We start from the raw sequence: 20,503 nt of genomic DNA, 5'->3' as shown, positions 1-20,503 counted from the left end.
CGTCAGAAGGGCTTGACCACGACCAGGATCACGATCGCCAGCAGCAGCAGCACCGGCAGCTCGTTGAACCAGCGGTACCAGCCGTGGTTGCGCCGGTTCTCGCCGGCGGCGAAGCGGCGCAGCAGCACCGCGCAGCCGTGGTGGTAGCCGATCGCCACCAGCACCAGCGCCAGCTTGGCGTGCATCCAGCCGTTGCCCGGGCCGCGCCCGATGCCATAGCCCAGCCACAGCCAGAGGCCGAAGCCCAGCGCCGGCACGGCCAGGAAGGTGGTGAAGCGCAGCAGCTTGCGCGCCATCAGCAGCAGGCGCTCGCGTTCGGCGAGCGACTCGGGCGGCACCATCGCGAGGTTGACGAAGATCCGGGGGAGGTAGAACAGGCCGGCGAACCAGCTGGCGATGAAGACGATGTGGAAGGACTTGACCCAGAGCATGGCGGTCAGTTTAGTGGCCGGCCCCCGCTGACTGCACCCGGTTTCATCGGCCCCCACGAAAGCGACGGACAAAAAAAAGCCCGACGTCTTCACGTCGGGCTGGGAAGCCCTTTTGCTGTCACACATCAAGGCACCCGCTCAGGGAGGAAAAGCGGGGGACGGCAAGCCGTCCGGGGCAGAATTTAACAAAGACGAAACAAGGTTTCAAGCGACCGGTGCGCTTTAATTAACAATCTAGGGTAAAAATTTATTACTTTGGTACTACTAATTTCCGTAGTTGTCGGACAACTGCCCCCATCCATGGCAAAAGTTCGGGAACTTTAGTTCGGGCACAATTTTCCGCATGAGCTCCACCCTTTCCTCCTTCGCCGCCTTCCCCGCCGGGCGCCCGCGCCGCCTTCGCCGCGACGCCTTCACGCGCAACCTGGTGCGGGAAAACGCCCTGACCACGCACGACCTGATCTACCCGGTGTTCGTGCAGGAAGGCAGCGGCCGGCGCGATGCGGTGGCCTCGATGCCCGGCGTGGAGCGCCTGAGCCTCGACCTGCTGCTGCCCGTGGCCGAGCAGTGCGTGGCGGCCGGCATCCCGGTGATGGCGCTGTTCCCGGTGATCGATGCGAGCCTCAAGACCCCGGCCGGCGACGAAGCCTTCAATCCCGACGGCCTGATCCCGCGCGTGGTGGCGGCGCTCAAGGCGCGCTTTCCCGAACTGGGCGTGATGACCGACGTCGCGCTCGACCCCTACACCAGCCACGGCCAGGACGGCCTGCTCGACGACAGCGGCTACATCCTCAACGACCCGACCGTCGAGGTGCTGGTGAAGCAGGCGCTCACACAGTCGCAGGCCGGCGTCGACATCGTGGCGCCCAGCGACATGATGGACGGGCGCATCGGCGCGATCCGCCAGGCGCTCGAGGCGCGCGGCGACGTGCACACGCGGATCATGGCCTACAGCGCCAAGTACGCGAGCGCCTTCTACGGCCCGTTCCGCGACGCGGTCGGCTCGGCCGCCAACCTCGGCAAGAGCAACAAGAAGGTCTACCAGATGGACCCGGGCAACAGCGACGAGGCGCTGCGCGAGGTGGCGATCGACATCGCCGAGGGCGCCGACATGGTGATGGTGAAGCCCGGCATGCCCTACCTGGACATCGTGCGCCGCGTGAAGGACGAGTTCCGCGTGCCGACCTTCGCCTACCAGGTCAGCGGCGAGTACGCGATGCTCAAGGCCGCGGCCCAGAACGGCTGGCTCGACCACGACGCCGTGGTGCTCGAGAGCCTGCTGGCCTTCAAGCGCGCGGGCGCCGACGGCATCCTCACCTACTTCGCGCTCGACGCTGCCCGCCTGCTACAAACTAAGTAGCACAATGGGTCCGTCCGGCCTTCGGTCCGGGCCATCTTGAGCAAGCACGGGGGCGCGCGATGCGAATCTTCGAAATCAACACCTCGCAGGTCAGCGAGCATGCCGCGCTGGCGCCGCTGGCCCTGCCCGGCTCCTGCAGCGCCGCCAGCTATCTCTGGATCTCGCTCACGCGCGACGAATTCCGCGCCTCGCTGCCCGAGGTGCAGCAGATCCTGCAGACGCTGTGCCAGACCCAGTTGGTCGACCTGCACGTGGCCGACCTGCTGAACGACCAGCTGCCCTCGCACAGCGACTACACCTCGCAGTACGACGTGCTGGTGTTCCGCCGGCTCGCGAGCGGCGGCAACGGCCAGCCGGCGCCCGCCACGCCACCGGCGGCCACGCCCGCGGCCCCCGCCCCGCGCCCGCGCGGCGGCCCGCCCGTGCTGCGCCGCATCGACACCCGCCCGGTCGGCTTCGCCGTGTTCGACCGCGTGCTGCTGTCGGTGCATCCCGAGGACGGGGCGGTGCGCGACGTCTTCGCCGCGCGCCTGCTGGCCGCCGCCGCGCCTGGCGACCGCGGCACGCCGGCGCTCGACGTGCGCGCGGTCACGAACCGCGTGCCCACCAGCCCGGCCGACCTGATGCTGCGCGTCATCAACCAGATCGTCGACGGCTACCTCGACCTGCGGCGCGAGCTCACGAAGCAGCTCGACCACTGGCAGGCCGAGCTCATCGACCCGCGCAGCCGCTTCACCAACTGGGGCGCGCTGATGGAGTCGCGCCAGTCGCTGCACCACCTCGACGAGATCTGCGAGGACCAGCGCGCCGCCATGCAGGACTGGCTCGACAACCTCGAGACCCTGCCGCCGCCCAAGGATGCGGCCGAGGGGCGCGAGCGCGAGCTGGTGATGATCCGCAGCCGCGACGTGCTCGAGCACATCGAGCGCGTGGTGCACCACGTGCGCCGGCTCGAGCAGAACGCCGAGACCGCGGTGCAGATGCATTTCAGCGTGCAGGGCCACCGGGCCAACGACATCATGCGGGTGCTGACGGTGCTCACCGCCGTGTTCCTGCCGCTGAACCTGATCGCCGGCATCTTCGGCATGAACTTCGAGTTCATTCCGCTGGTGCACAAGGCCGACGGCTTCTGGATCGCCATGGGCTCGATGCTCGCGATCGCGGTGCTGCTGGTGCTGATCTTCTGGCGCAAGCGCTACCTCGCGCGCACGCGCTGAACGAACGCGCATGAAAAAAAGCCACGCGGAGCGATCTCCGCGTGGCTTTTTCTTGTCCGGGTGCGAACGGCCCGAAGGCCGCCCGGTGCCGTGCGACAGCTTACTTGGCGGTGGCGCCGGAGCCTTGCTGGGCCTGGACGCGTGCGTCGAGCGGGTGTTGCATGGTCGAGATGACCTTGCTGTTCACGCGCGAACCCGAGGTCACGTTCTGGTCGGGAGCGGAAGCGGTGCGGATCGCTTCGGCTTCGACCAGGGCGCGGTCCTTCGACACGGCGACCGTTTCCGGGCCGCGCGAGCCGCGGGTCACGTTCTGGTTCGGAGCGGCGGCGGCGCGCACGGCTTCGGTGTTGACTTCGTCGCGGCTCTTGCTCGAGACGGCCTGGGTCACGCCTTCATAGGTTTCGGCTTGGGCGCCAACGGCGGCAAACAGGGTCAGTGCGGCGGCGGCGATGATGTGCGAGGTCTTCATTTCGGTTGTCCTTGATACGGTACGTCGGAGGGTTTAGCCACCAGGCGCGCACGGATCGGCTCGCCTGTGCGGCGAGTTTCAAGGCGAAACCCCTCGGGAAAACACCCGGTTCAGAGACACGGTGTTTCCGGTATTGAAACAATGTCAGGTCGACCGTTCAGTCATTAACCTGGGTGCGCGGCGGGCCATTCCGGCCTCGGCGAACACCGAAGCATTCAGCCGTCCGGGCCTCAGCGCGCGGTGCGCGGCGTGCCCGGCACGGCCTTGATCTGCGGCGGGATCTCGCTGTTGACGAAGGCGCGGCGGTCGAGGTTCAGGCTCGGGTCGTGCGAGGTCGCCACCGCCTCGGCGCGCACCGCCGCGCGGTCGCGCCCGCCGGTGCGCGGCGCGGCGAGCGGCGGCTCGGCCTCCACGTCGCCATACACATTGCCGGCGCGCGCGGCCGCGGCGGCTTCGGCGGCCAGCGCGGCGCGGTCGGTGCCAGGGCCCATCGGCCGGATCGGATCGAAGGCCTGGGCCGTTGCCGCGCCGGCCGGCAGCCACAGGGCCGCCAGCGCCAGCGTCCACGGCGCGAGGGCCGCATGAAGTCGAAAAGTGCGTGTCATCGAATGCATCCTCTGCCTGCTTGCGAGTCGCGCTGCGTCACGAAAGTGCCGCGCGGCCTCGCTAAGAAAAACCCCTGAGAATCGCGCCATCGCCCAGCGCTACCGGCACGACCTCCATGGACAGCCTCGACCTGATCAGAACCTTTCGCGAAGTCGCGTCGCACGGCAGCTTCTCGCAGGCCGCCAAGCGGCTCGACATGTCCAAGGCCACGGTCAGCAAGTATGTCGCCGAACTCGAAACCCGCTTCGGCGTGCGCCTGCTCAACCGCTCCACGCGCTCGGTGAGCCTGACCGACGCCGGCCAGCTGCTGCTGGAGCGCAGCACGCCGGTGCTCGAGATGGTCGAGCTCACGCAGGCCGAGCTGCAGGAGCGCGCGAGCCAGCCCGGCGGCCGCCTGCGCATCTCGGCGCCGCACGGCATGGGCAACGGCGAATTCCCGAACCTGCTGGCCGACTTCATGCGCTACTACCCCGACGTGCGCATCAGCCTGCAGCTGACCAACCGCACGGTCGATCTCGCCGAGGAAGGCATCGACGTCGACATCCGCAGCGGCCCGGTCGAGGACGCCAACCTGATCATGCGCAAGCTGCGGCTCATGAACATGGTGGTCTGCGCCTCGCCGGTCTACTGGAAGAAGCACGGCAAGCCCGAGCATCCGCGCGACCTGGCGGACCACGAGGCGCTCACCCATTCGCTGCTCGGCGCCCAGCCGGTCTGGCGCTTCGACGACGGCGGCGAGCCGCTCGACGTGCACGTCAAGAGCCGCATGGACTGCACCGAGGGCGCGCCGCTGATCCGCATCGCGATGCGCGGCTTCGGCGTGATCTACCTGCCCTCGATCCTGGTGCAGTCGCACATCGACCAGGGCGAGCTGGTGCCGGTGCTGCAGGACTATGCGCGCAAGGACATGTGGCTGTCGGCCGTCTACCTGCAGCGGCGCCACAACAGCGCCGCGCTGCGCGCGCTGCTCGACTTCCTCGAGACCCGCGTGGGCGACAAGCCCGGCCTCAAGAAATGAAAAAGCCCGGCGGCGCCGGGCTCCCATGCGAAGCGGATGCGCTCAGCCGATGTGCTGCGCGAAGAAGGTCAGCACGCGCTCGCGCGCCAGCTTCGATGCTTCGGCGTCGTACGAGCCGCGCTGGTCGCAGTTGAAGCCGTGGCCCACCGGGTACACGTGCACCTCGACCTCGGGATGGGCCTTCTTGAAGCTCTCGATGGTGTCGAGCGGAATCCAGTGGTCCTGGTTGCCGAAGTGAGCCTGCACCGGCACCTTGGGCTGGCGCGCGGTTTCCTCGGGCGAGGTCATGCCGCCACCGTAGTAGGGCGCGGCGGCCGCGAGGCCGGGCACCAGGGCGGCGGCGCGCCAGGTCAGCAGGCCGCCCCAGCAGTAGCCGACGATGCCGACCTTGCCGGCCTTGGCCGCGTAGGCCACGGCGGCCTCGATGTCCTGCAGCACGCCGGGCGCGGGCAGCGCCTCGACGGCCGTCTTCAGGCCGAAGCCCGTCTTCATGTCGTCCTCGCTGTAGCCGAGCTCGACGCCCGGCTTCACGCGGTGGAAGGTCGCGGGTGCGACGGCCAGGTAGCCCGCGGCCGCGTAGCCGTCGGCCACCGAGCGGATGTGCGAGTTGACGCCGAAGATCTCCTGCACCACGACGACGGCGCCGCGCGGCGTGCCGGCGGGTTCGGCCACGTAGGCGGGAAAGCTGAAGCCGTCCTTGGCGGTGAGATCGATGAATTGACCCATGATGTGTTGCTCCTTTGATGGCAATGGGAAGGATGGAGGGAATGCGTGTCCGGTGCGTGTCGGCGGCGTTCAGCCCGCCGCCCCGGGCCGCAGCGCGCGTTCGACGAAATCGAGCCGGTCCTGTCCCCAGAAGATCTCGCCGTCGATCACGTAGCTCGGCGCGCCGAAGACCTGGATGTCGATGGCTTCCTGCGTGTAGGCCTCGTACTGCTCCTGCACCGTCTGGCTCTGCGCCTGGTCGGCGCGCTTGGCCGGCAGGCCGCATTCGGCCACCAGCGCCTCGAGCACCTTGGGGTCGCCGATGTTGCGCTCCTGCGCCCACAGCGCGGCGAACACCGCCGCGCACATGCGCATCGCGGCCTCGGTGCCGTCGTTGAGGTCGACCGCGATGATCAGCCGCGCCGCGTCGTCGCCCGAGACCGGGAAGAACTTCGGCTTCGGATGCAGCGGGATGCCCAGGTGCTTCGAGAAGCGCGCCAGCTCGACCAGCCGGTAGGCCTGCCGCTGCGGCGCGCGCTTGCCCAGCGGCAGCCCGCCCGAGACCGGAAAGATGCTGCCCATGTCCACCGGACGCACGCGCACCGTGGCGCCGGCCGCCGCCGCGATCGCGGCGAAGCGGGCATGGCCCAGGTAGGTCCAGGGGCTTTGGGGGGGGAAGTAGTAGTCGATGGTCTTGCTCATGAATTCACCTCCGCGCACGAAGCGCCGCCGGAACATCCCGGTACTGCGGGTAAGGCCCGCAACTTGCGAGCCACCCTCGGTGATGTAATCCGGACCGACGGTTTTAACTGACGCGCAGCTTTTGTGCAGGAGATCGGAATTGAACCAGCAGGTGCTCTTGGTCACGGGGGGCGGACGCGGCATCGGCGCCGCCACCGCCTTGCTGGCGGCGCGGCGCGGCTATGCCGTGGCGGTCAACTACGCGAGCAACTCGCTCGCGGCCGACGAAGTCGTGCGCGCGATCCGCGCCGCGGGCGGCAAGGCGATCGCGGTGCAGGCCGATGTCGGCGATGAAGCGCAGGTGATGGCCATGTTCGAGCAGGTCGATGCCAAGCTCGGCCGGCTCACGGCGCTGGTCAACAGTGCCGGCGTGGTCGACGTGCGCGCGCGCGTCGACGAGATGAGCGCGGCGCGGCTGGAACGCATGTTCCGCATCAACGTGGTCGGCAGCTTCGTCTGCGCGCGCGAGGCGGTGCGCCGCATGAGCACGCGCCACGGCGGCGCGGGCGGCGTGATCGTCAATCTCTCGAGCGCCGCCTCGCGGCTGGGTTCGCCCGAGCAGTACGTGGACTACGCCGCGAGCAAGGGCGCGATCGACACCTTCACGCTCGGCCTGGCCAAGGAAGTGGCCGACGAGGGCATCCGCGTCAACGCGGTGCGCCCGGGCCTGATCGACACCGAGATCCACGCCTCGGGCGGCATGCCCGAGCGCGCCGCGCAGCTCGCGCCCTCGGTGCCGATGAAGCGCACCGGCAGCGCCGAGGAGGTGGCGAACGCGATCGTGTGGCTGCTGTCCGACGAGGCCAGCTACACCACCATGGCCCTGCTCGACGTCTCGGGAGGACGCTGATGAGCACCTCGATGGACCTGATCAAGCCGCTGGTCACGCTGGTGGCGATCGTCAACCCGCTGGCCATCGTGCCCTTCTTCATCCACTACACGCAGGGTTATTCCGACGCGCAGCGCCGCCGCACGGTGCGCATGTCGGCCTTCAGCGCCTTCGTGGTGATCGCGGTCAGCGCGCTGATCGGGCTGCAGCTCCTGTCCTTCTTCGGCATCTCGATCGCGAGCTTCCAGGTCGGCGGCGGCCTGCTGCTGCTGATGAGCTCGCTGTCGATGCTCAACGCGCAGCCGGCCGAGAGCAAGACCAACGTCGAGGAGTTGCGCGCCACCGAGGTCAAGGCCTCGATGGGCGCCTCGATCGCGGTGGTGCCGCTGACCATCCCGCTGCTCACCGGCCCGGCCACCATCTCCACCGTGGTGATCTACGCCGACAAGGCCAAGCACCTGTGGGAGCTCGCGGTCCTCGTGGGCTACGGCGTGGTGGTGGCACTGGCCACGGCCATCGCCTTCTCGCTCGCGCAGCCGATCGCGCGCGTGCTCGGCAAGACCGGCATCAACATCATGACCCGGCTCATGGGCCTGATCCTCGCGGCGCTGGCGGTCGAGGTGATGACCGACGGGCTGGGCAAGCTGTTCCCGATCCTCGCCAAGTAGCGCGACCGGGTGCGGGCCGGCTCAGCCCAGCATCTTCTCGATGACCTTCCAGTGCGCCGGCTCCACCGGCGTGATCGACAGCCGGTTGCCCTTGCGCAGGATCGTGAGTTCGGCCAGCTCGGGCTTCGCGCGCAGCTCGGGCAGCGCCAGGAGGCGCGTCTTGCGCAGCGCCTGCACGTCCACCAGCAGCCAGCGCGGATCGTCCTTTTTCGAGGCCGCGTCGTAGTACGGCGACTTCGGATCGAACTGCGTGGGATCGGGCTTGATCGCCGAGGCCACGCGCGCGAGGCCGGCGATGCCGGGCTCGGGGCAGCTCGAGTGATAGAACAGCACGCCGTCGCCGACCTTCATGCCGTCGCGCATGAAGTTGCGGGCCTGGTAGTTGCGCACGCCGGTCCACGCCACGGTGGCGTCGGGCGCGGCCAGCGCATCGTCGATCGAGACCTCGTCGGGCTCGGATTTCATCAGCCAATACTGGGGCATGGCGTTCTCGCGAGGATGGGATGCCGCGCAATATAGCCGCCCGCCCCGGCACCGGGGCCCGGCTTCAGGGCGCCACGTAGTCCGACACCACCACCCACTTGCCGTCCTTGATCTGCGACAGCCGCGACTGGTCGTTGCCCAGGCGCTTGGTGGCGGTGTAGGTGCTCTTCGGGCTGCCGAACATGTCGGGCTCGAAGGTGATGCTGTCCATGGCCTTGATGAAGCTGTCGGTCGTGAGGTTCGGGCCGGCCTTCTGCGCCGCCTTGATGAACGAGTCGACGATCACGTAGCCGTAGACCGAGAACACGGTCGGGTCCTCGTTGAACTTGGTCTTGTACTTGTTGGCCCAGAAGCGCAGCGGCTGCGACTGCTCGTCGGTGTAGGGGTTCTGCACCGTCATGGTCGCGTAGATACCGTCCATGGCCTTGCCGCCGAGCTTGTGGATCAGGTCGGTGTAGGCCGCGCTCGAGCCCAGGAAGGTCGGGTTGAAGCCGGTCTTGCGCGCCTCGCCCACGGTGCCGATGGTCTCGCGGATGATGGTGCCGAGCACCACCAGGTCGCAGTTGGCGGCCTTCATCTTCGCGACCTGCGAGCTGAAGTCGGTGGCGCCGCGCTTGAACGAGGTCTTCTCGGCCAGCTCCATGTTCACGGCCTTGAGGCCGGCCTCGGCGCCGCGCTGCACCTCGAGGCCGAACTCGTCGTCCTGGTAAATGGTGCAGACCTTCTTCGCGCCCTTGTCCTTCACCATCTTCGGCAGCGCCAGGCGGATCTGGTCGTAGTAGGTGGCGGCGAACGAGTACTTGAGGCGGTTGAGCGGCTCGTACATCTCGCGCGCCGCGGTGATCGGCATGTAGTTGACGACGTTCTTGTCGAACTGCACCGGCATCGCCGCCATGTTCTGCGCCGTGCCGATATGGCCGGCCATGATGAAGATCTTCTCCTGGTTCACCAGCTTCTGCGCCGCCAGCACGGCCTTCTTCGGGTCGTAGCCCGAGTCCTCGACGTAGAGCTTGAGCTTGCGGCCGTTGATGTCGCCCTGCTCGTTGAGCTCGTCCACGCGCAGCTGCATGCCGTTGCGCGCCTGCTTGCCGAAGCCGGCGAGCGGCCCCGAGAGGTCCTGGATCGTGCCGATGCGGATCTCGTCCTTGGTCACGCCCTGCTGCGCGGACGCGAGCGTCGCGGCCAGGCCCAGCACGGCCAGCATCGTCGGTGTCTTGAGCTTCATGCGCTTGTCTCCTCGGGTTGGCGAAAAAATCGGGTGGCGATCGGGACGTTCTTCAATGCGCTCAGCGGTACATGGCCTCGATGCGCGGCGCGTACTTGGTCTGCACCAGCTTGCGCTTGAGCTTCATGGTCGGCGTCAGCTCCTCGTCCTCGGCGCTCAGTTGCGTCTCGAGCAGGAAGAACTTCTTGATCTGCTCCACGCGCGCGAACTTCGCATTGACGCGGTCGATCTCGCCCTGGATCAGGTCGAGCACCTCCTGCGTGCGCGTGAGGCTTTCGTAGTTGCTGAACGGCACGTCGTTGTCCTGCGCGAATTTCTCGACGTTCTCCTGGTCGATCATCACGATCACCGTCAGGTAGGGCCTCTTGTCGCCGATCACCACCGCGTCGGTGACGTAGGGGCTGAACTTGAGTTCGTTCTCGAGTTCGCTCGGCGTGATGTTCTTGCCACCTGCCGTGATGATGATGTCCTTCATGCGGTCGGTGATGCGGAAATACCCTTCCGCGTCGACCGTGCCGACGTCGCCGGTATGCAGCCAGCCCTCGGCGTCGAGGGTCTCGGCGGTCTTCTCGGGCAGGTTCAGGTAGCCCATGAAGACGTTCGGGCCGCGCACCAGGATCTCGCCGGTCTGCGGATCGAGGCGCACCTCGTTGTAGCCGGCCGCCGGGCCGATCGAGCCCGGCATGATGCGCGTGACCGGCACGCCGGTGGAGGCGCCGCACGACTCCGTCATGCCCCAGACCTCGAGCATCGGCACGCCGAGCGCGAGGTACCAGCGCACCAGCTCGGGCGAGATCGGCGCGGCACCGGTCACGAGGAAGCGCGCGCGGTGGATGCCGATCAGCTTGCGCACGTTGTCGAGCGCGAGCCAGCGCGCCAGGCGGAACTTCAGGCGCAGCCCCGCGCCGACCGGCCGGCCCTCGAGCACCCGCTGCGCGATCTGCTGGCCCACGCCGATGCTCCAGCCGTAGGCCGCCTGCTGCAGCCGGCTGGCTTCCTTGAGCGCGATCATCACGCCCGAGTAGAACTTCTCCCACACGCGCGGCACGGCCGTGAACACCGTGGGCGCGATCTCGCGCACGTTCTCGGGCACGGTCTCGGGGTTCTCGACGAAGTTGAGGATCGAGCCGGTGTACATCGCGAAGTACTCGCCGCCCATGCGCTCGGCGATGTGGCACAGCGGCAGGAAGCACATGCGCTCGTCGCTCTCGTCCTGCGCCAGCAGCGTGTTGTAGCCGCGCATGGTGTAGACCAGCCCGCCGTGGCTGTGCATCGCGCCCTTGGGCTTGCCGGTGGTGCCCGAGGTGTAGACCAGGATCGCGAGGTCCTCGGCGCGGCAGGCGGCCACGCGCTGCTCGAGCGCCCGCGGATGCGCGGCCAGGTGCGCGCGCCCCAGGGCACGCAGTGCCTCCAGGCTCAGCACGTCTGGGTCGTCGAGCTCGCGCAGGCCCTCCATGTCGAACACCACCACCTTGCGCAACAGCGGCAGCGCGGCGCGCACTTCGAGCGCCTTGTCGAGCTGCTCGTCGTCCTCGACGAACAGCACCGTGGTGCGCGAGTCCTCGCACAGGTACTGGACCTGCGAGGCCGCGTCGGTCGGGTAGATGCCGTTGGAGACGCCGCCGCAGCTGAGCACCGCCACGTCGGCCAGCACCCATTCGATGACGGTGTTCGACAGCACCGAGGCGCACTCGCCGGCCGCGAAGCCCAGCGCCATCAGGCCGCCCGCGATCTCGCGCACCGCCTCGGCGGTCTGGCCCCAGGTCCAGCTGCGCCAGATGCCGAATTCCTTCTGCCGCATCCAGACCTTGTCGCGGCGCAACTCGACCGCTTTCCAGAACACGGCCGGGATGGTGTCGCCCGGCACCACCACCTCGGTGCGGGGCTGCAGGTGCGCGAGGTCCCAGAGGCCGGCCGGCGCGCGCAGTGCGAGGGTGCTGCTCATCGGTGCTACCTCCAGGTCTTCTTTTTCTTCCAGCGCCGCTCGCCGCGCACGCCCTCGTCCTTCACGCCGAGGTAGAACTCCTTGATGTCCTCCTTCTCGCGCAGCCGCTCGCAGCTGTCCTCCATCACGATGCGGCCGTTCTCGAGCACGTAGCCGTGGTCGGCCGCGTTGAGCGCCATGTTGGCGTTCTGCTCCACCAGCAGGATGGTGGTGCCGCGCTCGCGGTTGATGCGCACCACGATCTCGAAGATCTCCTTGGTGAGCTTGGGGCTCAGGCCCAGGCTGGGCTCGTCGAGCAGGATCAGCTGCGGCGCCGCCATGATGGCGCGCGAGATCGCGAGCATCTGCTGCTGGCCGCCCGAGAGCAGGCCGGCGTCCTGCGTGGCGCGCTCGCGCAGGATCGGGAAGTAGCCGAACACGGTCTCGATGTCGCGCGCCACGCCGTCGCGGTCCTGGCGCGTGTAGGCGCCCATCAGCAGGTTGTCGCGCACCGACAGCAGCGGGAACACCTCGCGGCCCTCGGGCACGTGGCTCAGGCCCTGCTGCACGATGTGGGCCGGGTCCTTGGCCGTGATGTCGCGGCCCTGGAACTCGATGCTGCCCTTGCGCGGATCGATGATCCCCGAGATGGTCTTGAGGATGGTGGTCTTGCCGGCACCGTTGGAGCCCAGCACGGTCGCGATCTCGCCCTGGCGCACCTGGAGGCTCACGCCGCGGATGGCCTTGATCGGGCCGTAGGCGCTCTCGACGTTGAGCAACTGAAGAACCACGTCGCTCATGCTCGAACCCTCCGCAGGCTGCTCACGTCGTCGACCGTGCCGAGGTAGGCCTCCACCACGCGCGCATCAGCCTGCACCTCGCGCGGCGAGCCCGTGGCCAGCACCTCGCCCTGGTTCATCGCGAGCACGCGGTCCGACACCTTCGACACCAGCGACATGTCGTGCTCCACCATCAGCACCGACACACCGAGCTCGTGCTGGATGTCCTGGATCCAGAACGCCATGTCGGCCGTCTCCTCGACGTTGAGGCCCGACGAGGGCTCGTCGAGCAGCAGCAGCTTGGGTTCGGTGCACAGCGCGCGCGCCAGCTCCACCACCTTGCGCACGCCGTAGGGCAGCCCCGCCACCATCGCGTCGCGGTGGTGCTGCAGGTCGAGCAGCTCGATCACCTGCTCGACCTTCTCGCGCGCCTCGATCTCGGCGCGCCGCGTGGCCGGCGTGAAGAACAGCTCGCGCCAGAAGCCGCTGCGCCGGTGCGTGTGGCGGCCGATCAGCAGGTTGTGCAGCACCGTCGCATGCTCGAACAGCTCGATGTTCTGGAAGGTGCGCGCGATGCCGAGCGCCGCGATCGCGTGCGGCGCCTGGCTGGTCAGCGCCACCGCGCCGCCGGCCTCGCCATGCCAGGTGATCTGGCCCGAGGTCGGCGTGTAGATGCGGCTGATCAGGTTGAACACCGTGGTCTTGCCCGCGCCGTTGGGCCCGATCAGCGTGAACACCTCGCCGCGCCGCACGTCGAAGCTGACCTTGTTGACCGCGAGCACGCCGCCGAAGCGCACGCTCAGGTCCTGGGCCGAGAGAAGGATGTCGCCGCCGCTCATCTCAGGCGATCCGACTTGGTGAAGGACTTCTGCCGCTTGAACAGGCCCTTGCGGTAGAACGGAAACAGCTGCAGATAGGTGCGCACCTTGAGCCAGCGCCCGTACAGGCCCAGCGGCTCGAACAGCACGAACACGATCAGCACCACCCCGTAGACGAAGCCCTGCAGGCCCGGCGCCTGGCCGATCACCGCGGGCAGCCAGTCCTTGCCCATCGAGATCAGCTGCGGCATCGCGATCAGGAAGATCGCGCCGAGGAAGGCGCCGTGCACCGAGCCGAGCCCGCCGATCACCACCATCAGCAGCAGGTCGATCGACTGCAGGATGTTGAACTGGTCGGGCGAGATGAAGCTCAGCTTGTGCGCATAGAGCGCGCCGCCGAGCCCCGCGAGCGCGGCCGAGATCGCGAACGACATCGTCTTGTAGCGCGCGAGATGGATGCCCATGCTCTGCGCCGAGATCTCCGAATCGCGGATCGCCACGAAGGCGCGGCCGGTCGGCGAACGCAGCAGGTTCAGGATGCCCAGCGTGCTGAGCACCGCCACCACCAGGCACAGGAAGTAGAAGCCGTCGCCCGAGCCCAGCGACCAGCCGAAGAGCTGCGGCGACTTCACGTGCAGCCCCGCGTTGCCGCCGGTCACGCTCTCCCAGCGCGCGAACACCTCCTCGACGATGAAGCCGAACGAGAGCGTCGCGATGCCCAGGTAGATGCCCTTCACGCGCAGCGCCGGCAGCGCCACCACCACGCCCACGCCGGCCGACAGCGCCGCGGCCGCGACCAGCGCGAGCGGGAACGGCACGCCGAGGTTGGTCAGCACGCCCTGCGTATAGGCACCGGTGCCGAGGAAGGCCGCGTGGCCGATCGAGAACTGGCCCGTGAAGCCCGCGAGCAGCATCAGGCCCAGGCCGACGATGCCGTAGATCAGCACGAAGGTCAGCTGCGCGAGCCAGTACTCGTCGATGACCCAGGGCGCGGCCAGCAGGAAGACGCACAAGAGGCCATACCAGAAGACCTGGCCGCCATGCTTGGCGAGCCTGATGTCCTGGTCGTAGGAGGTCTTGAAGATGTAGCGCATGGGTCAGACCTTCTTGCGCAGCTTCTCGCCGAACAGGCCGTTCGGTTTGATCATCAGCATCAGCAGCACCACGATGTACGGCGCCGTGTCCTTGAAGCCGTCGGGCAGGTAGAAGCCCGCGAACGACTCGACGATGCCGATCACCAGCCCGCCGACGATCGCGCCCGGCAGGCTGCCGAAGCCGCCGACCACGGCCGCCGGAAAGGCCTTGAGCCCGATGAAGCCCATGTTGGCGTGCACGAAGGTGATCGGCGCGAGCAGCATGCCGGCGATGGCCGCGACCGCGGCCGCCAGCCCCCACACCAGCCCGTTGAGCCGCTTGACCGGAATGCCCATGTAGTAGGCCGCGAGCTGGTTCTGCGACGAGGCCTGCATCGCGATGCCGAGCTTGCTGTAGCGGAACATCGCGAACAGCAGGCCGCAGAGGATCGCGGTGGCGACGATGATCACGAGCTGCTCGAGGTTCACCACCAGCTCGCCGAGCTTCCAGATCCGGTCCTTGTAGGGCACGGCCAGCGCGTGGGTCTCGGTGCCGATGCCCGGCACCATGGTGACCAGGCCGCGCGCCACGTAGGCGATGCCGATGGTGAGCATCACGATCGAGAACTGCGGCTGGCCGAGGATCGGGCGGATCACCACCAGCTCGAGCAGCACGCCGAAGGCCGCCATCGCCACGATGGCGAGCACGGCCGCGAGCCAGAACGGCATGCCGAACAGCGACATGCCCGCGAACGCGGCGAAGGCGCCGAGCATCATCAGGTCGCCCTGCGCGAAGCTCACCGTCTCGGTGGCCTTGTAGATCAGCACGAAGCCGAGCGCGATCAGGCCGTAGATGCAGCCTTGCGCGATGCCCGACAGCAGGAGCTGGAGGATCTGCACGACGGGAACCTCCTTGGCCTTACTGGCGCAGGTGACGGAAGGGAGACGTGAAGGGGCGGTAGGCCGCGCCGGCCGCGTCGTGCAGCGCGAGGCGCCGCGAGCCGGCCAGGATGTCGCTGGGCTTCAGGCCGTAGACCTGGCGGATCGAATGGCTGAAATGGGTGGAGTCGGGATAGCCGGCCTCGAGCGCGATGTCGGTCAGGGTGGCGGTCTGGCGCACGTAGCGCAGCAGGCTGCGCGCGCGCTTCCAGGCGCGGAAGGCACGGAAGGCCATGCCGGTCTCCTGCTTGAACAGGTGCAGGAAGCGCGAGAACGAGAGGTGCACCGAGGCCGCGCATTCCTCGGCCGAGGTGGCGGCCGCGGGGTCGGCGTTGATCGCGTCGATGACCTTGCGGATGCGCGCATCGAGCGCGCGCGGCGCGAGCGGCGCGCCGAAGAACTGGCGGTCGAAGTCCAGGCCGTCGAAGCGCTGGCCGCGCGCCGAGGCGGCGAGCAGTTGGGCATGGCTCTCGCGCACGCGCTGCACGAAGGCCGGCGCCTGCACCGGGCCGCAGTGCTGCAGCCACGCGGGCATGCCGGCGGGGTCGACCGACTCGGATTCGATCAGCAGGTTGAGGATCAGCGGATGCGCGCTCTCGATCTCGTGCGGCACCTGCGGCGGCACCACCAGCAGCTCGCCGCTCTGCCAGGCACCGCCACCCACGCGCAGGCGATTGGGCGGCGCGCCCGCGGGCGAGACATAGACGCCATGGCCGCCCATGGTGCGCTCGGCGGCACGGCCCAGCAGGCCGGCGTAGAACACGCGCTGCGTGGTGAGCCACATCAGGCGTTCGCCCTGGCCGCGACCCTCGCGGGCACCGCCTTGCGTCGACGGCGCCATCCTCGTTCCCTGCATGGTGTCTGTCTCCTGCATTCGGGGGCCTGGACCAGGGCACGGGCCCTGGGTCGGCGTCGTTGTGGGGCTGATCGTAGCGGGGCCCGCGCGCAGCGCGGGGCCCATTTGCGCGGGGACTTTCCCTAGGCCTGCGGCCGTGGCGCCGCGAACGCGCGACGCAACTCGGTGGCGCAAAGCGCGACCGCGGTGTTGGCCTCGTCGAGCACCTTGCCCATGGTCACGAAGCCATGGATCTGGCGCTCGAAGCAGACGTAGTTCGCGCTGTTGCCGGCCGCGGTCAGCGCCTCGGCATAGGCCAGGCCTTCGTCGCGCAGCGGGTCGTAGCCGGCCGTGAGCACCAGCGCCGGCGGCAGCCGCGAAAGGTCGTCGTGCAGCAGCGGCGAAGCGCGCCAGTCGAGGTCGTGCTTCGCATCGGTGATGTAGTGGTCGTGGAAGTAGGTCATCGTGTCGCGCGTCAGCAGGTAGCCCTGGCCGTTGGCCTGGTGCGACGGATGGCCGCGGCGCATGTCGGTGGCCGGGTAGATCAGCAGCTGGAACACGAGCGGCAGGTCGGCGCTCTCGCGCGCGGCGATCGCCACCACCGCCGCGAGGTTGCCGCCGGCACTGTCGCCGCCCACCGCCATGCGGCTCGCGTCCACGCCCAGCGCCGCGGCCTCGCGCCGCACCCAGCGCGTGGCGGCCAGCACGTCGTCGACCGCGGCCGGGAAGCGGTGCTCGGGCGCCATGCGGTAGTCGACCGCGACCACCGCGCAGCCGGCGCCGTTGGCCAGTTCGCGGCACAGCACGTCGTGCGTGTCGAGATCGCCGATGACCCAGCCGCCGCCGTGGTAGTACACCAGCACCGGCAGCGGGCCGGCGCCCGAGGCCAGCGGCCGGTAGACGCGCACGGGAACAGGGCCGTGCGGGCCGTCGGCCGCGAGGTCGCGCACCTCGGCCACTTCGGCCGGCAGCGGCTGGGTGGCGGCGCGGCGCTCGCGGTAGAAGGCGCGCGCGTCGGCGGGCGACAGCGTGTGGGTCGGCGGGATGCCGCGCGCCTCGATGAAGTCGAGCAGCGCGCGGGCCTGGGGATGCAGCATGGTGTCTCCGGTGGATCGATCGATCGACCCAGTGTGGAGCGCGGCGCGCGCGGACGGAATCCGCATGCACCCGCATCCCTCCCGGGCCGGCGTCTTTCGTCAGCCCCGGCACCTTGCCTGCGCCTGCGCGGCGCGGCTTGCGAAAACTGGCTACGGCCGTCGGCCGAAGCGATCAGGCCTGGCGCGGCTTCACGCGCGAGGCCGCTTCCTTGGCGTTGGCGCGCGCGGTCTCCACGTCGGCGGCATGCGCCAGCGCCACGCCCATGCGGCGCTTGACGAAGCTCTCGGGCTTGCCGAACAGGCGCAGGTCCACGCCCGGCACCTGCAGCGCCTCGGCCACGCCGTCGAAGACGATGCCCTGGGCATCGACGCCGCCGTAGATCACCGCGCTGGCGCCCGGGCTCTTGAGCGTGGTGTCCACCGGCAGGCCGAGGATCGCGCGCGCATGCAGCTCGAACTCGTTCTGCCATTGCGTGGCCATGGTGACCATGCCGGTGTCGTGCGGGCGCGGGCTGACCTCGCTGAACCAGACCTGGTCGCCCTTGACGAACAGCTCGACGCCGAACAGGCCCTGGCCGCCGAGGTCGGCCGTGACCGCCTCGGCGATCTGCTGCGCCTTCTGCAGCGCGGCGGGTGCCATCGGGTGCGGCTGCCAGCTCTCGACGTAGTCGCCGCTGACCTGCACGTGGCCGATGGGCTCGCAGAACCGGGTGCTCACGGCGCCGCCGGCATCCTTGGCGCGCACCGTCAGCAGCGTGATCTCGTAGTCGAAGTCGATGAAGCCCTCGACGATCACACGGCCATGGCTCACGCGGCCGCCGGCCATGGCGTAGTCCCAGGCCTTCTGCACATCGGCCGGGCCGTCGATCTTGCTCTGGCCCTTGCCCGAGCTGCTCATCACGGGCTTCACGATGCAGGGGTAGCCGATGCCGCCGTCGATCGCGGCCTGCAGCTCGGCGAGCGAGTCGCAGAACTTGTAGGGGCTGGTGGGCACGCCCAGGGTCTCGGCGGCCAGGCGGCGGATGCCTTCGCGGTCCATCGTGAGGCGGGCGGCGCGGGCCGTGGGGATCACGCGCACCGTGCCCGCGTCCTCGAGCTGCTGCAGCATCGGCGTGGCGATGGCCTCGATCTCGGGCACCACGAGCTGCGGCTTCTCGGCCTCGATCAGCGCCTGCAGCTGCGCGGGGTCGCTCATGACGATGGTGCGCGCATGGTGGGCCACCTGCTGGCCGGGTGCGTTCTCGTAGCGGTCGACGGCGATGGTCTCGACGCCCAGGCGCTGCAGGGCGATCAGCACCTCCTTGCCGAGTTCGCCGGAGCCGAGGAGCATCACGCGGGTTGCCGAGGGGGAGAGGGGGGTGCCGAGGGTGGTCATGGCGGCTTCTGTCGGTTCGGGAGGGAAGAAAAAGAGGGGAAAAGCGCGAGCGCGCACTGTAAGCCACCCGTGTCGCCCGCGGCAACGACGCGCCGGCGGGGCTGATCCACAATGGACGGCACGGCGGCTGGCCCGCCTTCTCTTTTCTTCCCCTTTCGTTTTCTCAAGGAGCATTTCTCATGGCGATTCAGACCGTCGGCATCATCGGCGCCGGCACGATGGGCAACGGCATTGCGCAGGCCTGTGCGGTGGCGGGCGTCAAGGTGGTGATGATCGACGTCGCGCAGGCGGCGGTCGACAAGGGCCTGGCCACCGTCTCGGGCAGCCTCGACCGGCTGATCAAGAAGGAAAAGCTCACGGCCGAGCAGAAGGACGCCGCGCTGGCGCTGATCCAGGGCTCGACCAACTACGACGACCTCAAGGGCGCGCAGCTCGTGATCGAGGCCGCGACCGAGAACCACGCGCTCAAGCTCAAGATCCTCAAGCAGGTCGACGAGCTCGTGGGGCCCGAGGTCATCATCGCCTCGAACACCTCCTCGATCTCGATCACGCAGCTGGCCGCAGCCACCTCGCGCGCCGACCGCTTCATCGGCATGCACTTCTTCAACCCGGTGCCGATGATGGCGCTGGTCGAGCTGATCCGCGGCTACCTCACGAGCGACGCCACCCACGACACGGTGAAGGAACTGGCCGAGCGCCTGGGCAAGTCGCCGATCACGGTGAAGAACGCACCGGGCTTCGTGGTCAACCGCATCCTGGTGCCGATGATCAACGAGGCCTTCTTCGTGCTGTCCGAGGGCATCGCGACCGCCGAGGACATCGACGCCGGCATGAAGCTGGGCTGCAACCAGCCGATCGGCCCGCTGGCGCTGGCCGACATGATCGGCCTGGACGTCTGCCTCGCGGTGATGGAGGTCTACCTCGACCAGTTCGGCGACTCCAAGTACCGCCCCTGCCCGCTGCTGAAGGAAATGGTGGCCGCCGGCCAACTGGGCCGCAAGACCGGCCGCGGCGTCTACACCTACTGACGCGCCGAAGAACGAGGAGACAGGGAACGCCATGACCGCCACGCCCACCACCCCGCCGACCGAAGGCTGCATCGACACCCAGGTGCTCGACCACGTGCTGCTGATCGGCATCAACCGGCCCGCCAAGCGCAACGGCTGGACGCCGCCGATGTTCCGCCAGCTCGCCGAGGCCTACACGCGCCTGGACGACGACCCGAACCTGCGCGTGGGCGTGCTGCATGCCTTCGGCGACCACTTCACGGCCGGCCTCGACCTGCCCGCGGTGGCCGACTACATGAAGCGCGGCGAGAAGGCGATCCCGCAGGGCCTGGTGGAGCCGCACGACTTCGGTCTCGAGGGCTACCGCCGGCGCACCAAGCCGATGGTGGTGGCGGTCAAGGGCATCTGCTTCACGGTGGGCATCGAGCTGATGCTCGGCGCCGACATCGTGGTGGCGGCCGACAACTGCCGCTTCTCGCAGATGGAGGTGCAGCGCGGCATCATGGCCACGGGCGGCGCCACCTTGCGCATGGCCGAGCGCGCCGGCCTCGGCAACGCGATGCTGCACCTGCTGACGGCCGACGAGTTCGGCAGCGCCGAGGCCTATCGGCTGAACTTCGTGCAGAAGGTCGTGCCCGCGGGCCAGGAGCTCGACGAGGCGCTCGCGATCGCGCAGCGCATCGCCGCGCAGGCGCCGCTCGCGGTGGTGGCCACGCGCCTCAACGTGCTCAAGGCGATCGAGCACGGGCCGCTGGCCGCCGTCGGCGAGTTCATCGAGACGCAGAAGCGGCTGTCGAACAGCGAGGACGCGGCCGAGGGCGTGCGCTCCTTCATCGAGCGCCGGCCCGCGCGCTTCAGCGGGCGCTGACGAACGCCCCGTCCCTCCCCTCTTCTTCCATCCTCA

Annotated in this window: 22 protein-coding genes; 7 read left to right on the top strand and 15 right to left on the bottom strand. The window is 68.8% G+C overall.

Annotation, left to right across the window (positions count from 1 at the left end):
* Positions 1–2 precede the first annotated feature (2 nt).
* Positions 3–431 carry a CopD family protein gene (locus tag AC07PU_RS16245; protein ID WP_093355324.1) on the bottom strand — a complete coding sequence of 143 codons (429 nt, stop codon included), beginning with the start codon at positions 429–431 and terminating at the stop codon, positions 3–5.
* A 343-nt stretch (positions 432–774) separates the two neighbouring features.
* On the opposite strand from AC07PU_RS16245, the gene hemB reads away from it, so the two are divergent.
* Positions 775–1,791 (top strand): porphobilinogen synthase, encoded by a 1,017-nt coding sequence (hemB, locus tag AC07PU_RS16240; protein WP_208510573.1) that lies wholly within the window; start codon positions 775–777, stop codon positions 1,789–1,791.
* 59 nt (positions 1,792–1,850) lie between these two features.
* Positions 1,851–3,008: a magnesium transporter CorA family protein gene (locus tag AC07PU_RS16235; protein ID WP_093355320.1), complete on the top strand. Its 1,158-nt coding sequence runs from the start codon at positions 1,851–1,853 to the stop codon at positions 3,006–3,008.
* A gap of 100 nt (positions 3,009–3,108) precedes the next feature.
* Here the strand turns inward: AC07PU_RS16235 and AC07PU_RS16230 are convergent, their stop codons facing one another.
* On the bottom strand, positions 3,109–3,477 hold the full coding sequence (locus AC07PU_RS16230; RefSeq protein WP_093355317.1) for a DUF4148 domain-containing protein: 369 nt from the start codon (positions 3,475–3,477) through the stop codon (positions 3,109–3,111).
* Positions 3,478–3,707: 230 nt separating this feature from the next.
* Positions 3,708–4,082 (bottom strand): alpha/beta hydrolase, encoded by a 375-nt coding sequence (locus tag AC07PU_RS16225; protein ID WP_495318784.1) that lies wholly within the window; start codon positions 4,080–4,082, stop codon positions 3,708–3,710.
* A gap of 116 nt (positions 4,083–4,198) precedes the next feature.
* Here AC07PU_RS16225 and AC07PU_RS16220 point away from each other — a divergent pair, with 116 nt between their 5' ends.
* Positions 4,199–5,101: a LysR family transcriptional regulator gene (locus AC07PU_RS16220; RefSeq protein WP_093355315.1), complete on the top strand. Its 903-nt coding sequence runs from the start codon at positions 4,199–4,201 to the stop codon at positions 5,099–5,101.
* A 42-nt stretch (positions 5,102–5,143) separates the two neighbouring features.
* Here the strand turns inward: AC07PU_RS16220 and AC07PU_RS16215 are convergent, their stop codons facing one another.
* Both AC07PU_RS16215 and AC07PU_RS16210 read right to left on the bottom strand, forming a co-directional pair.
* A complete protein-coding gene (locus tag AC07PU_RS16215; RefSeq protein WP_495318783.1) occupies positions 5,144–5,827 on the bottom strand; it encodes a dienelactone hydrolase family protein in 684 nt (227 codons plus the stop codon).
* A gap of 69 nt (positions 5,828–5,896) precedes the next feature.
* Positions 5,897–6,508 (bottom strand): 2-hydroxychromene-2-carboxylate isomerase, encoded by a 612-nt coding sequence (locus AC07PU_RS16210; protein ID WP_495318782.1) that lies wholly within the window; start codon positions 6,506–6,508, stop codon positions 5,897–5,899.
* 139 nt (positions 6,509–6,647) lie between these two features.
* On the opposite strand from AC07PU_RS16210, the gene AC07PU_RS16205 reads away from it, so the two are divergent.
* Both AC07PU_RS16205 and AC07PU_RS16200 read left to right on the top strand, forming a co-directional pair.
* The gene (locus tag AC07PU_RS16205) at positions 6,648–7,397 is read left to right on the top strand and encodes an SDR family oxidoreductase (RefSeq protein ID WP_495318780.1); all 750 of its coding nucleotides are present in this window, start codon (positions 6,648–6,650) and stop codon (positions 7,395–7,397) included.
* Positions 7,397–8,044 carry a MarC family protein gene (locus AC07PU_RS16200; RefSeq protein ID WP_093355304.1) on the top strand — a complete coding sequence of 216 codons (648 nt, stop codon included), beginning with the start codon at positions 7,397–7,399 and terminating at the stop codon, positions 8,042–8,044. The genes AC07PU_RS16205 and AC07PU_RS16200 overlap by 1 nt, the downstream gene beginning before the upstream one ends.
* 21 nt (positions 8,045–8,065) lie before the next feature.
* Here the strand turns inward: AC07PU_RS16200 and AC07PU_RS16195 are convergent, their stop codons facing one another.
* From AC07PU_RS16195 to purT, 10 genes are all read right to left on the bottom strand, one after another.
* Positions 8,066–8,527: an EVE domain-containing protein gene (locus AC07PU_RS16195; protein ID WP_495318778.1), complete on the bottom strand. Its 462-nt coding sequence runs from the start codon at positions 8,525–8,527 to the stop codon at positions 8,066–8,068.
* Between the two features lie 64 nt (positions 8,528–8,591).
* Positions 8,592–9,752, bottom strand: a complete 1,161-nt coding sequence (locus AC07PU_RS16190; protein ID WP_296781548.1) for an ABC transporter substrate-binding protein — start codon at positions 9,750–9,752, stop codon at positions 8,592–8,594.
* 61 nt (positions 9,753–9,813) lie between these two features.
* Positions 9,814–11,697, bottom strand: a complete 1,884-nt coding sequence (locus tag AC07PU_RS16185; protein WP_495318776.1) for an AMP-dependent synthetase/ligase — start codon at positions 11,695–11,697, stop codon at positions 9,814–9,816.
* A 5-nt stretch (positions 11,698–11,702) separates the two neighbouring features.
* Positions 11,703–12,476, bottom strand: a complete 774-nt coding sequence (locus AC07PU_RS16180; protein ID WP_203203900.1) for an ABC transporter ATP-binding protein — start codon at positions 12,474–12,476, stop codon at positions 11,703–11,705.
* On the bottom strand, positions 12,473–13,294 hold the full coding sequence (locus AC07PU_RS16175; protein WP_093355292.1) for an ABC transporter ATP-binding protein: 822 nt from the start codon (positions 13,292–13,294) through the stop codon (positions 12,473–12,475). Before AC07PU_RS16175 ends, AC07PU_RS16180 begins: the two co-directional genes overlap by 4 nt.
* Complete coding sequence (locus tag AC07PU_RS16170; RefSeq protein WP_093355289.1) at positions 13,291–14,367, bottom strand: branched-chain amino acid ABC transporter permease; 1,077 nt, start codon at positions 14,365–14,367, stop codon at positions 13,291–13,293. The genes AC07PU_RS16175 and AC07PU_RS16170 overlap by 4 nt, the downstream gene beginning before the upstream one ends.
* Positions 14,368–14,370: 3 nt before the next feature.
* Complete coding sequence (locus AC07PU_RS16165) at positions 14,371–15,246, bottom strand: branched-chain amino acid ABC transporter permease (protein ID WP_203203897.1); 876 nt, start codon at positions 15,244–15,246, stop codon at positions 14,371–14,373.
* 19 nt (positions 15,247–15,265) lie between these two features.
* The gene (locus tag AC07PU_RS16160) at positions 15,266–16,141 is read right to left on the bottom strand and encodes a helix-turn-helix domain-containing protein (protein ID WP_495318773.1); all 876 of its coding nucleotides are present in this window, start codon (positions 16,139–16,141) and stop codon (positions 15,266–15,268) included.
* A gap of 122 nt (positions 16,142–16,263) precedes the next feature.
* Positions 16,264–17,217, bottom strand: coding sequence for a LipP1 family hormone-sensitive lipase (gene lipP1, locus AC07PU_RS16155; protein WP_495318771.1), 954 nt, complete (start codon positions 17,215–17,217; stop codon positions 16,264–16,266).
* A gap of 172 nt (positions 17,218–17,389) precedes the next feature.
* Entirely contained in the window at positions 17,390–18,592 is a 1,203-nt protein-coding gene (gene purT, locus AC07PU_RS16150) for a formate-dependent phosphoribosylglycinamide formyltransferase (RefSeq protein WP_495318769.1), read from the bottom strand.
* Positions 18,593–18,771: 179 nt separating this feature from the next.
* On the opposite strand from purT, the gene AC07PU_RS16145 reads away from it, so the two are divergent.
* Both AC07PU_RS16145 and AC07PU_RS16140 read left to right on the top strand, forming a co-directional pair.
* On the top strand, positions 18,772–19,620 hold the full coding sequence (locus AC07PU_RS16145) for a 3-hydroxybutyryl-CoA dehydrogenase (protein WP_490878080.1): 849 nt from the start codon (positions 18,772–18,774) through the stop codon (positions 19,618–19,620).
* Positions 19,621–19,651: 31 nt separating this feature from the next.
* Entirely contained in the window at positions 19,652–20,467 is an 816-nt protein-coding gene (locus AC07PU_RS16140; protein WP_203203892.1) for a crotonase/enoyl-CoA hydratase family protein, read from the top strand.
* Positions 20,468–20,503: the final 36 nt, after the last annotated feature.

The sequence above is a fragment of the Variovorax sp. GW821-FHT10D07 genome, assembly GCF_059415325.1.
This window is presented reverse-complemented; position numbering and strand designations above follow the sequence as displayed.